General features: G+C 47.5%; 20 protein-coding genes. 6 read left to right on the top strand and 14 right to left on the bottom strand.

The annotated features are described in order from the left end of the window. Positions 1-68: 68 nt before the first annotated feature. The 3 genes from ACSZO4_RS04940 to ACSZO4_RS04930 form a co-directional block, all read right to left on the bottom strand. Positions 69-350: a hypothetical protein gene (locus ACSZO4_RS04940; protein ID WP_437887735.1), complete on the bottom strand. Its 282-nt coding sequence runs from the start codon at positions 348-350 to the stop codon at positions 69-71. A gap of 79 nt (positions 351-429) precedes the next feature. Further along, positions 430-663, bottom strand: coding sequence for a DinI-like family protein (locus tag ACSZO4_RS04935; RefSeq protein WP_437887734.1), 234 nt, complete (start codon positions 661-663; stop codon positions 430-432). Between the two features lie 2 nt (positions 664-665). Beyond that, entirely contained in the window at positions 666-848 is a 183-nt protein-coding gene (locus tag ACSZO4_RS04930) for a hypothetical protein (RefSeq protein ID WP_437887733.1), read from the bottom strand. Between the two features lie 320 nt (positions 849-1,168). On the opposite strand from ACSZO4_RS04930, the gene ACSZO4_RS04925 reads away from it, so the two are divergent. Further along, positions 1,169-1,414, top strand: coding sequence for a hypothetical protein (locus ACSZO4_RS04925; protein WP_437887732.1), 246 nt, complete (start codon positions 1,169-1,171; stop codon positions 1,412-1,414). After that, positions 1,405-1,623: a helix-turn-helix domain-containing protein gene (locus ACSZO4_RS04920; protein ID WP_437887731.1), complete on the top strand. Its 219-nt coding sequence runs from the start codon at positions 1,405-1,407 to the stop codon at positions 1,621-1,623. The genes ACSZO4_RS04925 and ACSZO4_RS04920 overlap by 10 nt, the downstream gene beginning before the upstream one ends. 107 nt (positions 1,624-1,730) lie before the next feature. Here ACSZO4_RS04920 and ACSZO4_RS04915 read toward each other — a convergent pair whose 3' ends face one another. From ACSZO4_RS04915 to ACSZO4_RS04865, 11 genes are all read right to left on the bottom strand, one after another. After that, positions 1,731-2,177 carry a hypothetical protein gene (locus tag ACSZO4_RS04915; RefSeq protein ID WP_437887730.1) on the bottom strand — a complete coding sequence of 149 codons (447 nt, stop codon included), beginning with the start codon at positions 2,175-2,177 and terminating at the stop codon, positions 1,731-1,733. Between the two features lie 8 nt (positions 2,178-2,185). Further along, entirely contained in the window at positions 2,186-4,474 is a 2,289-nt protein-coding gene (locus ACSZO4_RS04910; protein ID WP_437887729.1) for a replication endonuclease, read from the bottom strand. Continuing rightward, entirely contained in the window at positions 4,467-5,369 is a 903-nt protein-coding gene (locus ACSZO4_RS04905) for a DNA cytosine methyltransferase (protein ID WP_437887728.1), read from the bottom strand. Before ACSZO4_RS04905 ends, ACSZO4_RS04910 begins: the two co-directional genes overlap by 8 nt. Then, entirely contained in the window at positions 5,366-6,217 is an 852-nt protein-coding gene (locus ACSZO4_RS04900; protein ID WP_437887727.1) for a DNA adenine methylase, read from the bottom strand. Before ACSZO4_RS04900 ends, ACSZO4_RS04905 begins: the two co-directional genes overlap by 4 nt. After that, positions 6,214-6,849, bottom strand: coding sequence for a DUF7415 domain-containing protein (locus tag ACSZO4_RS04895; protein WP_437887726.1), 636 nt, complete (start codon positions 6,847-6,849; stop codon positions 6,214-6,216). Before ACSZO4_RS04895 ends, ACSZO4_RS04900 begins: the two co-directional genes overlap by 4 nt. Next, entirely contained in the window at positions 6,846-7,070 is a 225-nt protein-coding gene (locus ACSZO4_RS04890; protein ID WP_437887725.1) for a TraR/DksA C4-type zinc finger protein, read from the bottom strand. Before ACSZO4_RS04890 ends, ACSZO4_RS04895 begins: the two co-directional genes overlap by 4 nt. Further along, the gene (locus tag ACSZO4_RS04885; protein ID WP_437887724.1) at positions 7,070-7,303 is read right to left on the bottom strand and encodes a DUF2732 family protein; all 234 of its coding nucleotides are present in this window, start codon (positions 7,301-7,303) and stop codon (positions 7,070-7,072) included. The genes ACSZO4_RS04890 and ACSZO4_RS04885 overlap by 1 nt, the downstream gene beginning before the upstream one ends. 69 nt (positions 7,304-7,372) lie before the next feature. Further along, the gene (locus ACSZO4_RS04880; protein ID WP_437887723.1) at positions 7,373-7,738 is read right to left on the bottom strand and encodes a hypothetical protein; all 366 of its coding nucleotides are present in this window, start codon (positions 7,736-7,738) and stop codon (positions 7,373-7,375) included. Beyond that, on the bottom strand, positions 7,707-7,976 hold the full coding sequence (locus tag ACSZO4_RS04875) for a phage filamentation protein Fil family protein (RefSeq protein ID WP_437887800.1): 270 nt from the start codon (positions 7,974-7,976) through the stop codon (positions 7,707-7,709). Before ACSZO4_RS04875 ends, ACSZO4_RS04880 begins: the two co-directional genes overlap by 32 nt. Positions 7,977-8,494: 518 nt before the next feature. Then, positions 8,495-9,007 carry a phage regulatory CII family protein gene (locus ACSZO4_RS04870; protein WP_437887722.1) on the bottom strand — a complete coding sequence of 171 codons (513 nt, stop codon included), beginning with the start codon at positions 9,005-9,007 and terminating at the stop codon, positions 8,495-8,497. A 35-nt stretch (positions 9,008-9,042) separates the two neighbouring features. Beyond that, positions 9,043-9,267 carry a hypothetical protein gene (locus ACSZO4_RS04865; RefSeq protein ID WP_437887721.1) on the bottom strand — a complete coding sequence of 75 codons (225 nt, stop codon included), beginning with the start codon at positions 9,265-9,267 and terminating at the stop codon, positions 9,043-9,045. A gap of 118 nt (positions 9,268-9,385) precedes the next feature. Between ACSZO4_RS04865 and ACSZO4_RS04860 the strand changes: the two genes are divergently transcribed. Genes ACSZO4_RS04860 through ACSZO4_RS04845 form a run of 4 tightly spaced genes read left to right on the top strand, consistent with a single transcriptional unit; the run spans position 9,386 to position 12,871 of the window. Continuing rightward, the gene (locus ACSZO4_RS04860; RefSeq protein WP_437887720.1) at positions 9,386-10,243 is read left to right on the top strand and encodes a phage repressor protein CI; all 858 of its coding nucleotides are present in this window, start codon (positions 9,386-9,388) and stop codon (positions 10,241-10,243) included. Positions 10,244-10,252: 9 nt separating this feature from the next. Then, entirely contained in the window at positions 10,253-10,927 is a 675-nt protein-coding gene (locus ACSZO4_RS04855) for a DUF7424 family protein (protein ID WP_437887719.1), read from the top strand. Positions 10,928-10,938: 11 nt separating this feature from the next. Then, complete coding sequence (locus tag ACSZO4_RS04850; RefSeq protein ID WP_437887799.1) at positions 10,939-11,973, top strand: site-specific integrase; 1,035 nt, start codon at positions 10,939-10,941, stop codon at positions 11,971-11,973. A 1-nt stretch (position 11,974) separates the two neighbouring features. Then, entirely contained in the window at positions 11,975-12,871 is an 897-nt protein-coding gene (locus tag ACSZO4_RS04845; RefSeq protein WP_437887718.1) for an FRG domain-containing protein, read from the top strand. Positions 12,872-13,605 lie beyond the last annotated feature (734 nt).

Genomic DNA, 13,605 nt, shown 5'->3' with positions numbered 1-13,605 from the left:
CAGAGGTAAAACGATCCTGAAACGATCCTTCATTTTCATGCACCATAGTCATGCACAACATGCGAAAGTCAAAAAAGGGGGAGTTGGGGGGTATCTTCAGGGGGTAATGATTGACTGAAAAGCTCAGCTTCTGCATGGATTATGTACGTAATAGCATCGCCGTAACCAATCGGGTAGTTTGGGCCGAAAACGAAAACACCGTCTAACGTTCGCCCCAGCCAGTATGTCCTTTCCCCGTCCCTGTCAACGAGATCGCCAATACGTTGAAACAGTACCCACCCACCAGGAACATAGCGATGCAGTGTTTTACCCTGGAAGACAACCTGGTAATTTTTGTCTTTACCACCCATGACCTAACGCCTCGCGTTGCTCGTTGTTCAACCCCACCACAGCCTGAACGTAACGTTCAGACCGCAGTGGGGTTTGCCGTTAACTACGCCAGCTTTCGTCTTCCCATACTTCCTGCAACAGCATCCCTACCGTTTCCCAATCGGCGGTTGTTTCAAAACCAAGTAATTCAGTGCCGGTTGAACTGCCTTTCTTAATCGTTATTTGAGTTTTTGGGTAAAGAGGTAGTACTCGCTGTGATAACTCATTTCTGAATGAGTCAATCAACGCAGGTGCAATTTTTTGTTCTTTATCCAACGTAATGTTAATTCGCATATCTATTCGGCCTCGTAATAAATATTACTCTCGGCATCGTTGTTCGCGTCTTGCGTGAGGTCTGCAATAAGGCTCAGTGCCAATTTAAGATCTGACGGTTTACAGTTCGCGATGAGTGACACCTCCGCAATGAACTGAACGCAGGCCCACTTGTGCTGCAACTGACTGAAATCCTCAACAACCATGAATCCCCCCCAGAAGGTATACTGTATAAACATACAGTAACACGTAATCAGAAAAAGAGGAAAGGGGCTTTTACACTCGAAATAAAACTTTTTAGGAATCGCCTTTTCCTTGTCTTATTAGCCACCTACAAATTTTCTTTATGTTTCTGTTTCTCATACTTTCCTTTTCTGTCGATGATTTAAGAGACGCAAGTAGTCTCCATTTAATAAATATGCCTTTTGTGTGTATTGTGAGCTAAATCACTTTACACTACGTCCAAATGGACGTAGTGTGTTTATCAACAGGACGGCATTGGGTCACCTGAAACTAGGGTAGAGAAATGAAACGAATTGAAGTGACTATCGACATCTGCAATCTCGGTGAAACATCAATTGAAGATGCAAATAACTACGCAAAACATGTTGCAGCCGCAATTGATAAGGAATTTAGTACGGCTGATGTATCCGTGAAAATTTCAGAGAGTGAATCAAGTTCAATTTTTGTGACTGGTGGCGATGTTGATTCAACTGAAGATCAGACGCGTGTTGGGGAAATCATCAACGAGGTTTGGGAAAAATGGTGTTAATTCCCACCCCTGAATTAGTTAAGCTAGCTCGGCAGAACGCTGGGCTAACTCAAAAGGAAGCCGCAGAACGTTTTGGCTACTCGCTTCGAGCCTGGCAAAGAAAAGAAGAAGCAGGAGAAACCGGCAGGTCACTTTCAGTTGGAGAGTATGAGCTTCTTTTACTGCTGGCTCATCAGCACCCCGATTTGACTCTGATTAAGAAGAATTGAAAACACGCCCAAGCCACACGGGCGTGTTGTTACGTCCTAAGATATTGAATCAATCTCATTAAGGGCAATAATTATTGCCAACCGTTCAGATACCCAACAGACTTTTGTTATTTATTCACAATCAATTTTCTGCTGTTGTATCGTGCCGGGTGCACGCCATCAGGTCCCGCTTTGATGATGACAAACTCACAATTACCAGTGCACAGGCGCGCCATCCTGAGATTGACACCACTGCTACAGTGAGGAGCAGACAACAGCAGAACGTTGGAGAATTTGCTCTTTGCCGTGTCGATAGCTGCACTGATATTCCCCATATCGGAACACAAATTGCTGGCTCCGCTGGATAGCACTACATCACCCCCTTGTTTGAATTGCTCTACCATCTGCCTGACTTCACCTGGCGATGCTCCTATTTTTGTTGTTCCACGGCCTGCGGATGCCATTCTGTAGCCATGAGCTATCGAGTCACCGATAAAAACCGTATTACCCCACGCCGGGGAGCACATCAGCAGCATCAAACAAAGGCGCTTTTTTTGTGTTAGTTGGCCTGTCATAAATCCTCTCATTGGTTATGCGCAGATCTCAGCCGTGATACCCAGGCGTTGACCGTTTCTGCTGTTGATTGCGGCATTTTTTCCCGCGTCCGATAAAGCGCGCCGTCGCTTCGGGCGCAGTAGAAAACGCCGTCCAAAGCAATGCGCTGGCCCGCCATCAGCAGGCCGATTTCTGTTTCTCCGATATCCCATCCAATTGACCTGGCAAAATCCCGGATACGTTCGGCCTGCTCACCTGGTTGATGCCGTGCCGGCACCAGCTTCCGGCGCTCGCGCTTCTGCCGTTCCTCTTCGTGGAATTCAGCGGAAAGCCGCGCTGCGACTGCCTTTTTTTCTTTTCTGGATAGTGCGGAGTAGTCCACGTTCGAGCTGGCAGCGTCATTTCCGACCATGGACAGGGGAACGGGTTGTTTTTCAACCGTTCGCGGCTCCCGCGTACAGTTATTGACAGAACTCCGAGGGGCGGCGCTGCCGCCTGAAACGTCAAAATCAAAACCGGGTGCGTCATCTGCGGCGCGCTTTGGCACGATTTTGTATTGAGTGGTACGGGTATAGATGAGGGACGATTCACCCATAAACGGGCAATAGATGCCGGATATTGTTGTTACATCGTCGCCATACACGTTGCCGTTTTCGGTGACGTCATAGCTCAGGCGAACACGGAGACAATCGCGGGCAACAAGCGGCCCACCCTGCGCGGTAATGTAGGCGGCCCAGTTCCCCTCGTCGGCGGCGGTATGGGCGTCGGTTATTTCGGGGTGCAGGACTAACTCACGATCACGAAGACGGCGCAACTCGCGATACACCGTGACGGGCGCACCGCCAATTTGCTGAAATTGGCGTATAGCCCAGCGTGATGACCAGGCACTGACACGGCGGGCCATGTCTTTCAACGGCTCGCCGGTTTCGTCGTCTGTTTCGTCATCCAGCGCGTAGCCATCAATATTTTTACTGATGTATTTCGCGATATACCCGGTGGCGCTGCCTTGCTCTTCTTCAATCGGTTTACACAGGAAACGATTTTCCTGTGCGCCGGGTTCATGCCCGTCCTCTTTGAGAGCGTATTTGCGGAAGATAGCCCGGACGAGATCAGTATGTTCCGGACGCATAAACAGCAGCAGATGCCAGTGTGGCGTAGCATCATGGTGAGGTTCTACGACGCGGAAGCCGAAAACACGGATGCCGCTTCTCTTCCAGGCGGCGCGGGTTTTTGACCAAACCTTGCAAAGATAATGCTGGGTGTCACGGGGGGATGCGCCAGTGTATTTATCATTCCGGCGCCCGTTGCTTTGCGTGGAGTGATAACGGGAGGGGGCTGTCAGTGTGTAGAAATCCCCAACCAGCCCGGCCTCTTTGGCGAGGTCTTCAAATCCGCGCATTCTCACCATCAGCTCACTGCGTCGAATTGCCGGGTTTGCAATGCTGCCGTGCACTTTATCGGCCAGGGAAATACGCTCGCCGGTGTCCTGGTCTTCCAGCTCCATTGCGTTGATAAATTCACGGTTGGCTTTTTTCTGGGCCTGCCATTCGCTAACGCATGGATCGCTGGCGTAAGGTGCAGATTTCTTTTGCACATAGCCGGTCGCGATCATCAAATGTTCACGCCAGCGGGCGTGCATACGGCGCAGGCGATTAAGCCACCATGCCGGGGTCTGGAGGCGGGCCACTGCACTAAGTGCGGTTTCGGCTTCCAACGTTTCGTCACAGTACGCGCGCCAGGCCGGGACGCTGGTATTCAGGTGAGAGGCCAGAAAACCCATACGGCCATAACCGGAAAGGGTAGAAAAATGCGGGTCTTCAGTTCGGGCCATCTGGAAATCAAACTCGCGCATAAACTCGCTTCCCATTACGTCAGCCAGGTTATGCGCCAGTCGTTTCAGCTCTTTTTTGCCAGCCCACAGCAACCGCCAGAATTGATCGCGCAGCGGCATCAGTACCGCAGGGAAAGCACCCTGCGGTAAATATCGGTCATTCACGCTGTCATAGCGGCTGAGCACATGACGCTCGAAAGTTTTTACCAGCCAGTTGTCTGCGGCGGCCTTGCCCTTGCTATCGAGTTGCTCCAGCTTCTGGGTGTAGTAGCGGCGAATATAATGTGGCAGCGCCGCCAGGCGGCGGCGTACTGTTTTAGCGCGGTCAGGTGGTTCGTCAGAATCAATCAGATCCTGAGTAGAAAGCCATTTGCGGTTACCTTCCGGTGTCAGATAGTTAAAACCGCCTGCGCTTTTGGTGAACTCCGGCCCGCCAATAGCGGGACGCGGAGTGTTCCATGGGTAAGCAAAAACGGCATCAGTCATATCGATGCCCTTTCATGTACGCTTTCACAAAGGCAGCGGCGGCATGGACATTTATAGCGTTGCCAGTGGTTCTGATTCTTCCCACTCTGTCGGCAGCCCCATTAACCAGAGGCTCAAGCCCGGGTTTAACTGGCCTCCATTTTCCATCCCTGCAATAGAGCCAGTCAGCATCACTCCAGAAACCGTTAACCGGGCCGGGCCTGCAATTTGCGCCACTAAATCCAGCCGATCCGTCGATATCTTCCCGTGACGCAACCTGCCGCCCTGATACCCCCCCTTGTGATCCGACGCGGTTGGCGTGGGCCAGCCAGCCAGTGTCGCCGCTGTTTGCAAATTCAATCCTCCCTCGCGCCCCTGATTGCCCGGATGCTTCCATGCGTTCGCTGTCGGCGTGGGCCACCCAGTAAGCCCGGTCTCGCCTATGCGGAGCGCCGACGCTCGCTGACGGAAACGCGACCGCCCCGAAGGCATAACCCAAGGCTTCCATGTCAGCTTGTACAAGGTCGACCCAATCATTTGCGTCAGAGCTGCCAGATTGCTCGCCAAAGACGACGAAAGGTCTGCGCTGCCCGACCAGCCAATGCATGGAGGGCCATAGGTGCCGCTCGTCAGTAAACCCAAGCCCTTTGCCTGCCTGGCTGAAAGGTTGGCATGGGGCTGAACCAGACCAGATTGGTTGGTCTTCAGGCCATCCGGCAAGGCGAAAGGCGTAAGACCAAACACCGATACCGGCGAAGAAATTAACTTGAGTGAATCCTCGTAAATCATCGGGTCTGACATCTTCAATGCTCCTTTCGTCAACTTCTCCAGCCATGATGCGACCGGCTGCAATGTGTGCCCGTAACCTGGCGGCAGCGAACGGGTCTATTTCGTTGTAATACGCAGCTGGTTTCATGCCTCAACTCCGGCAGACCAGTCGCGGTCTTTAGCCAGATCAATTCCAGACCAGACCGGGAGAGGACGGGAAACGGCGATAGTCTCATCAGCAACCTTGCCGCCCCCTGCATCGACAGTAATGCTGCGCGGGGCTTTGATACGGTGAAGGGTGAATGATCGGTAAAGCGACGCGACCAGACAGGTGTCGGCATTGGAGGCCACGACCGGGTAACCTTGTGATGACCGGCGCTCAAGAATAGAGGCCAGATGATATTGCTCATCATCACCGAACCCGCTGGAGTGATATCCGTTAAAGGTTCCGTCATACGGCGGGTCGCAGTAAATCACATCGCCAGGCAGCAACATGTTTAAGGTTTCTTCAAAACTGGTGCAGATAAACGTGGTGCGCTGCGCTTTTTCGGCAAAGGCACGTATTTCCTTTTCAGGGAAATAAGTTTTTTTATAATTTCCGAACGGAACATTAAAACCGCCGCTATGGTTATAACGACAAAGACCGCGATAACCATGGCGATTTAAATATAAGAAATACAATGCGCGTTCAATTGCGCCACCATGGCGCAAGTTAAACTCCTGTCTCGTCTTATAATATGCATCTGAATCATTACGGGCTTCAAAAAGATATCGGCCCTCTTTGATGAAGTATTCAACCTCATTCTTAATCACCTGATAAAGATTAATCAGGTCTGGATTAATATCTGCGACGAGATAAGAGGGATAATCCGTTGCCATCATCACAGCACATGAACCCGCGAAAGGCTCAACCAGTCGCGAGCCTGCTGGAAGGTGTTTTAACAGCTCTGGCGTGATGGCGGTTTTATTGCCCGCCCACTTCAGAATGGTGCTCATTGTGCACCGCCTTTATCGTGACCGGATGCATATTCCCATTTGCCATCAGGGGCAATTAATGCACCTTCAGAAATTCCGCTTTCTGGGTTTCGGCATAATGCTAACCCCATCGGATGAAGAATCTCTTTATTAATTCGCACTATTAGCCCAAGGGCGCTTAACTGGTTCCAGTCCAGCCAGTCACATCCGCCAATAGGTGTCCTTCCCGCAGGAACAGAAGGAAATCCCTCTGTTTTAAAATCACTCCAATGTGTGGCAGTAGAGGTAGCCTCTACAGATGAGTCGAGGTTGAGAATAGTCAACATGGTTTCAGCTCGCTCACGGGAATGAAAATCCATTAACGCGGCGCTTGTTCCGTCAATATTTTGACGGTAAACGGTCCAGAATTTAGCCTCTTCATCACCTACACGGATGCACTCTTCGCCATCATCAATTACACCGCTAATGAAATATTCCGGTTGCCCCTTCATATGTTCAATTTTTTCCAACACGACAGCCATGGCATCGTCGAATAAGTGCCAGTTCTGTTTTGATAATTGATATACCCCAACCGTTGATTTATGCCGGTCGCGAAAATTGCGCAGCCACTCGTATAAATCCTGGAGACGCTGTTTTGATATTGGAGTAGTCATAATCCACCTCGGTAATGTTTGCTTTTGAGTTCGGCCACGGTCTGACAGGTCACGCAGGTGTCAACACCATGCACGGCAATGCGGCGCGCTTCAGGAATCGGCGCACTGCAGCCGTCGCAGAAGAAAAGAGAAACCGCAGCTTTATTTCTGCGGGCGTTTTTGATATGGCGCTCACGTTCTTCCTGCTCGCGCTCCTGAACCTGATCCATTGCGTCAGCCATCAGTGCGTCTCCATCGCTTCGTTGAGGATTTTTTCGGCTTCCTGACGGAGCAACTCAGCGGCAAGGCGGGGCGGCATTTCTCGGGAAACGATATGAGCAGCGATGACCTCCAGACGTGCAGCCATTACGTCTGCACGCCCGCGACGTTCGTCCATGCGGGCCTCAGCCAGAATTGCAATAAGCCCGGCATCATCCGGGCCTGTTTTGGTGGTACGGGTTTCAATATTTCGCATTGTGATATCTCCAGATTTTGGGCAAAAAAATACCCGGCGGGTTTACGCCATAATTTCTTTGCGGGTTAATTAACCAGTTACTTTTTTGTCAAATTCAGAGATATAACGAGGGATAAGACTTCCCCAGCGTGATATTTCATTCATCGACCTAATAATCAATAAGCTCTTTTCTTCGTCGAACGATTCAAACGGTTCGCCGATATCCCTTTCCTGAAACGTGCCAGGGTTACTGCGGTTTGCCAGGGTCAAAACAGTGAATTTAAAATCACTGCTCATCTTGTTAAACGTGCGCAACGCCCGGTTATTGGTTGCAGACAGCTGTTGATGAAAGCGGCTGATGCACTCAGAACCAGACATTTTCTGTATCTGCGTGGCGGCATTATTAAATGAACTCGCATCTGTATTATTTGGCGCGGAAGTTGAGCTGTTGTTCATAACGCCTCCAGAAAAACTTTAAAAGCCGGGTTGATAACGATGCTTTGGGTTTTGACTGCAATTCATTTAACAATGCTGACTGATCGCGGCACGGGTGCCAGGGTTTACCATCCTCTCCCATTATCCAGCCGTTGCCGTAATGAGGCGCTGGAGACTGGCGAATGAGCAATGAGGCGAAAGACGGGCCATCATCTTTAACGCTTGCTCCAGTGTTGTTCTGGTAAAATCCTCGCTTCATACCTTTTTGAGCGGGAGACAGCAAAAGTGTTGAACCAGGTAGAGAAAGAGCAGATTGAAAAACTTGAACAGGATATAGCATCGCTTCGCGATGATTTAACACTGCATCGGATGATAATTTCGGGCCTGTTGAACAACTTGTTTCAACATGATCCAGAGCGCCATTCAACATTCTTTTCCTCCCTCCGTACTGAGTTAGATAAACTGCCTGTTGGCTCAATCGCACAGCAAGAATCGGAATCTCGTGTTCAGGAGTGGATTGACGCTCATCGCTAGCTATAAATAAAAGCCTGTCTAAGAAGTGATGCTGAATTCACCATCACTTCTTTCACTTGCTCACCGCGAAATGAATCACCATCGTGTAAGGTGAAAAAGTAACTCCCATCCCGTGTTATCGACGGAAAACAAAAAGCAACATAATCTTCGTGCATTGAGTACCGCTCACCTTTCATTGTGAACAAGTAGTACATTCCAGCTTTTTCACTATTTGTTTCGCCATTCATCTCCGATTCCCCGTAATCAAATCAGACCGAATGACGCGCCGAGGCCAGTCACGGTGTCTATTGCGCTTGCCATTGCTGGGTTTGATTTCAACCGTGCATCCACCGCCAGAGCTGTTAACGCGAGGAACCTCATTCCAGCGTTTGCATTCTCAATAATCGCCTGGCGTGAAAGCCCGGTCAGGCGGGTAGTCGTGGCAGCATTAGCTGCAATTTGTCCAATTTGTGATGTTGCTTGCATGACATAGAGCGGGAGCTTCTCTTTCGCTACCTCATTGACCGGCACACATGGCAGGCAATGGATCTGAGCCAGGAAGCCGTCAACCAGCGTCGGGTCTTCAGTCAGGTCAGTCAGCAGCATGATTTCTTCAGGGTAGAGACGGTGCTGACGTTGTTCCGGGTTCAGCTTGTTACGCAAAGTCTGTTCGTTCATGCCTGCACTACGGGCCAGTTGCGCGATGTTATGACGCAGTGCGAATGCGCGACAGGCTTCTGCATAGTGCGGCTGTTTGGAAACTTGAAAATCAAACATGTTGGTATCCCTTTCAACTTGCATAATCGAGATGGTCAGGCTGCGACGTAACGGCAATTAATACCTTGCTGCAACAAGCGACCACGAAAAGCGACCATGTTGATACGGGCGGCACCGCCGTCTTTTCTGCGAGGCATGAGAAGGAGATCACCATCGGCAACCATCTGTTTCACGGTGCGGATGCTGTATCCATAAGCCACGGCAAACTCTTCATAAGTCATCAGATCAGGGCCGGACGGGATTGCAATTTGTGGAGTCATAAGGGAATATCTCCGGTTAACTGTTGTTCTGGTGCATTGGCGTGCATTGATTAACGTATGAGGGAGGTTATCCCGCATTTTGCGGGATGTCAACTTCATAACTAAAGGAATTGAGTTAGTGAGAGATTCGAAAGATAGCGCTCAAAATATTCTTTCTCGGATGAAGGAAGCCTTTGGGGTGGATTCAGGCGTAGAGCTGGCTGAAAGAATGAGCATCCCCAAATCTACTGTAAGCAACTGGGTTTCCAGAGATAGCATTCCATTTAGATATGTGTTGGCCTGTGCCAGAATTACTGGCAAAGATATTGATTGGCTTTTAACTGGGAAACTTGCAAATGCAAGTTTTGGGGGCAGTGTTGCATGGGAGCACAAAGAAAGCCTTCATTACGGGGTTATTTTAAAACAAGGCGGTAAAGCTATCCTTCACCGTCTCCTGTTGGCTTATGGGTTCACCATGCAAAAACAGCTTGGGGATTTGCTTGGGTTGTCATCAGGGACCATCAGCACTTGGGTCAGAAGAGATTATTTTCCTGGTGATGTGGTCGTGGCTTGTGCGCTTGATACGGGGGTTTCCCTCCGCTGGCTGGCAACCGGTTTAGGGGCGACAACGGAGCATACAACTCAAAATGAACATGGTCTTATAAAATCAATTTCTTTTGATAAATATGAGCTTCAGAATGGTCTTATGGTTAAGCAAGGGAAGTGGGTTTGTGATACATCATTAATTCCAGATGAAATGTTGCAGCCAGCTCTTATTTGCAAAGGTGAATCTAAATGGATTGCTGATTTAGGTATTGAAGCACTAGGTAACGGAACATGGATTATCAATATAGATGGCGTCGCAGATGTGTATGAAGTATCTCGCCTGCCGGGTAATAAAGTTAATATCTCTAATTCTATAACTAACTTTCAATGCTCTGTTAGCGATGTTGTGTGTGTCGGGAAGGTATTTATAACTTTAACTAAAAATCAATAGGTGGAATAAGTGAAAAGGAAAATCTTACTCATAGCTATGATAACTATTTTAGTTGGGTGTAAATTTGGAGTTAGAACCACGATTCCCTTGTCTGGCCTTTTATCTGAGGGGATAAAGGAAATTAATTCTGATTTATTTGTGGAAGTTGCGAGTTGCACTGACTTTGAAGATTCAAGAAAACCTTCACAAACTCTTACCGATGCTCAAAAGACTGTTGCATCAACATTACCTGAGGCTAAGTTCAAAGAATGCTTTACCCAGAAGATGGTTAGCTGGGCTAGTTTCACTCTACCAATAGTTTATGGTCGTTACCCAGGGGAACGCCTGAAGGATGATGGTCGATTACATATCCTGTCTTATCCAGATAAAGAGGGACAGTATATAGCTATTGAAGCCGCAGAATCATTGAAAAAAAGAGTGAATGAACACAATAGTAAGGGCTATTCAGATTTTGACCCTTCAAATCTATTAATTTATGTAACCATCGATAATGATACAAAAATAGATAAGAAAATGGATATCGTATCGTCATTTGTTCAAGAAAAACCCGCGATGTTAATTTCAAATACAACACTGGCAGCTAACCAATACATTGAAATAAGGTTATCTGATGTCGCGACTCAAGCCGTTTTGTTACCAGAGAGTCTAAATCAACAAGCCATATTTATGCGCAACATCCATTAATTGAGGGAATGATGAGCATCAAGAAGCTGTATACAGGGGAATGGCAATGCGATTTCCGTCTTAATGGAAGGGATAGCCGTCGGGTTCGTAAAAGTTTTGACACTAAAGGCGAGGCCGTCGCCTACGAAGCTTATTGCAAAGAAGAAGCTCAGGACAAGCCTTGGAAAGCGGAGAAGGAAGATCGCCGTAAACTGAGTGAGATAATAGAGCTTTGGCATAACCTCCACGGGCAGGCGCTTGTTGCATATAAATCTCGTCTCGCGAAACTTCACATTATCTGTAATGGCCTGGGCGATCCTATCGCTTCGCATCTGACCGCAAAAGACTGGGCACATTATCGTGATAAACGCCTGCGTGGTGAGATCGATAACGGGTATCACAAAGACCCGGCTGACTGGATAGCGAAGCCGATAACGGTTAACCGTGAACAGCAGTATCTGGCGGCAGTTTTCAATGAGCTGAAGCGCCTGGGAGAGTGGAATCTCCCGAACCCCTTAGACGGTGTTCGCGTCTTCAAAGAAGCAGAAAAAGAAATGTCCTGGCTGACGCCGCAGCAAATAGTGCAGCTGTTCAAAGCCTGCGAGCAGTACGGGAAAGAACACCTCACCACCATAGTGAAAGTTTGCCTGGCGACCGGTGCACGATGGAGTGAGGCAGAGCGGTTAACCCGTTCGCAGCTTTCACCCCATAAGCTGACGTTTACCAAAACGAAAGGCAAAAAAAACAGGACAGTGCCTATACCCCAATGGCTTTACGACGAACTTTCACCTTTGCAGGGGAGAATGTTCCGACCCTGCTATCAGGAGTTCAAAAAGATGTTCCGGCTGACAGATATCGTGCTGAGCGAAGGGCAGAAAACCCACGTATTACGGCACACGTTTGCCGCTCACTTTATGATGAATGGCGGTAACATTCTTGTTCTGCAAAAAATTTTGGGACATTCAAATATTAGAGAAACTATGCGTTATGCGCATTTCGCTCCTGATCACTTAGAGGAAGCCGCAGTGCTAAACCCTATTGCGAATTTTCAAGTACAAGGAAAATAGTATGTACACTAAACTCAAGCTACCTTCCATAAGAATTGAATCAGTTTCAGATTTTATAAAATATATTGTTGAACTTAGAAAAGATGGCTCTAAGCCCACTGCATTTAGAGGTCAGCGTTATTATGGGTGGCCAATGCAGCCGAAGCTATTTAGAGAGGATGAAGGTATATTCAATAGTGAGGATCTTGCTGTAAGAGACATTATCTCTATTCATCCACAAGAATTCGAATTCGATAAGTCGATGTTTGATAAGCTCGTAAGGATGCAACATTTTGGCTTACCCACTCGCTTAGTAGACGTAACAACGAACCCTCTCGTTGCCTTATGGTTTGCCACAGAGCCAAGTCCAGAGTCTGAAAATCAACATGGAGGTTTACAATCGTTATTCATTCCTCGTGATAGACAACGCTATTATGATAGTGACCGGGTCAGTTGTATGGCAAATCTAGCAAATCTTAAGGTTACGCAAAAAAATGAACTATTTAAAGCTGTTGCCTTAACCAAGACAATAGAGGAATTTAATGAGCAACAGGCAGTTAAGCTTCTCGCATTTTATGTAGGTTTCGAAAAGCCAAATTTTCTAAATATTATCAAGGCTAGTGATCTAGTTTTACCTGTTTATGTCAAACCTAAAATGTCCAATAAGCGAATAATCGCACAATCAGGTGCGTTCATGCTTTTTGGTTCTCGTGGACGATTAGGAAAAGGACGTGAGCCTAATGTTAAGAGTGAGCGTGTCTGGATTCATGAAGATGATAAAGCTGAAATCAGAGACCACTTACAATTACTAGGTATACATGAGAGCGCTCTTTTTCCTGAAATAGATAAAACTGCAAAATTTATCTCTATCCGGTATGGAAATGAACGAAGGGATCGAAACGTTGATAGCTTGATTTAGTGTCCACACTCTGACCACGCAGCATGTATTTGACAGCACTCAGATGCACTAAGGATACACATAACTAGTTGTTTTATATAAAAATACTAGGTTTATCAATAGGGTCGACAGAAAGCGTCTTAACTAAGATTCGCTTTCGCGACATCCAGAGTTATTGTGTAAAAACAAGGGGTTGGCTATGTGCCAGCCCCTTTTTTATTGTCTATCGAAAACCGCCTGCTATTTAATCTAAATATACAAGACGTATTAATAATTCATTTAACTGGATGCTATTAAATAACGTTTTATATAACCCTCAGTAATATTTTCTCTTGCATGAGAGAATAAATGCAATTCTATTTAGTTTGTAGTGATGAAGTGTGTTAGCTATCACATAAACAACTCTTTTTATAATAAAGGTTTTTACCTCGACCTAATGATGCTTTATTTTCCTCAAAACGGATTGTGACTGCGATTTACGCAGGCAAAACCTGAACCCCAGTTAGATGGGGTTCAGGTTTTTTTTGTTTCATGGAAACTAAAAAATCAATGCAGGGGATGCTATGAGGAAAATAACCAAATATGCAGGTGTGCTTTTTATGTTCTCGGTGGGCTGTACTTCAGCTGCACAATCGCCTGACCCTTTTATAGAGGGCGGGTGGGTGGATGCGCCGCTTTTAAGGAAGGTGCGATTTAATCGTCAGTTATGAGAACATAAGGCTTTCTTTGCCATAGATTTTTCACGATGCCCGCAC

It is taken from the genome of Phytobacter sp. V91 (assembly GCF_965644225.1).
Taxonomy (GTDB): domain Bacteria; phylum Pseudomonadota; class Gammaproteobacteria; order Enterobacterales; family Enterobacteriaceae; genus CBFFRJ01.
The sequence above is the reverse complement of the archived record's forward strand: the minus strand, read 5'-3'. Positions and strand labels throughout refer to the sequence as shown.

Bases quoted from the DNA above. Each gene is read 5' to 3' on its own strand.
- ACSZO4_RS04875 (WP_437887800.1), bottom strand. From the start codon at position 7,976: ATGAAGCGAGGATTTTACCAGAACAACACTGGAGCAAGCGTTAAAGAT.
- ACSZO4_RS04870 (WP_437887722.1), bottom strand. From the start codon at position 9,007: ATGTTTGATTTTCAAGTTTCCAAACAGCCGCACTATGCAGAAGCCTGT.
- ACSZO4_RS04895 (WP_437887726.1), bottom strand. From the start codon at position 6,849: ATGACTACTCCAATATCAAAACAGCGTCTCCAGGATTTATACGAGTGG.
- ACSZO4_RS04880 (WP_437887723.1), bottom strand. From the start codon at position 7,738: ATGAACAACAGCTCAACTTCCGCGCCAAATAATACAGATGCGAGTTCA.
- ACSZO4_RS04890 (WP_437887725.1), bottom strand. From the start codon at position 7,070: ATGGCTGACGCAATGGATCAGGTTCAGGAGCGCGAGCAGGAAGAACGT.
- ACSZO4_RS04900 (WP_437887727.1), bottom strand. From the start codon at position 6,217: ATGAGCACCATTCTGAAGTGGGCGGGCAATAAAACCGCCATCACGCCA.
- ACSZO4_RS04930 (WP_437887733.1), bottom strand. From the start codon at position 848: ATGGTTGTTGAGGATTTCAGTCAGTTGCAGCACAAGTGGGCCTGCGTT.
- ACSZO4_RS04940 (WP_437887735.1), bottom strand. From the start codon at position 350: ATGGGTGGTAAAGACAAAAATTACCAGGTTGTCTTCCAGGGTAAAACA.
- ACSZO4_RS04915 (WP_437887730.1), bottom strand. From the start codon at position 2,177: ATGACAGGCCAACTAACACAAAAAAAGCGCCTTTGTTTGATGCTGCTG.
- ACSZO4_RS04865 (WP_437887721.1), bottom strand. From the start codon at position 9,267: ATGACTCCACAAATTGCAATCCCGTCCGGCCCTGATCTGATGACTTAT.
- ACSZO4_RS04910 (WP_437887729.1), bottom strand. From the start codon at position 4,474: ATGACTGATGCCGTTTTTGCTTACCCATGGAACACTCCGCGTCCCGCT.
- ACSZO4_RS04850 (WP_437887799.1), top strand. From the start codon at position 10,939: ATGAGCATCAAGAAGCTGTATACAGGGGAATGGCAATGCGATTTCCGT.
- ACSZO4_RS04885 (WP_437887724.1), bottom strand. From the start codon at position 7,303: ATGCGAAATATTGAAACCCGTACCACCAAAACAGGCCCGGATGATGCC.
- ACSZO4_RS04935 (WP_437887734.1), bottom strand. From the start codon at position 663: ATGCGAATTAACATTACGTTGGATAAAGAACAAAAAATTGCACCTGCG.
- ACSZO4_RS04845 (WP_437887718.1), top strand. From the start codon at position 11,975: ATGTACACTAAACTCAAGCTACCTTCCATAAGAATTGAATCAGTTTCA.
- ACSZO4_RS04920 (WP_437887731.1), top strand. From the start codon at position 1,405: ATGGTGTTAATTCCCACCCCTGAATTAGTTAAGCTAGCTCGGCAGAAC.
- ACSZO4_RS04925 (WP_437887732.1), top strand. From the start codon at position 1,169: ATGAAACGAATTGAAGTGACTATCGACATCTGCAATCTCGGTGAAACA.
- ACSZO4_RS04905 (WP_437887728.1), bottom strand. From the start codon at position 5,369: ATGAAACCAGCTGCGTATTACAACGAAATAGACCCGTTCGCTGCCGCC.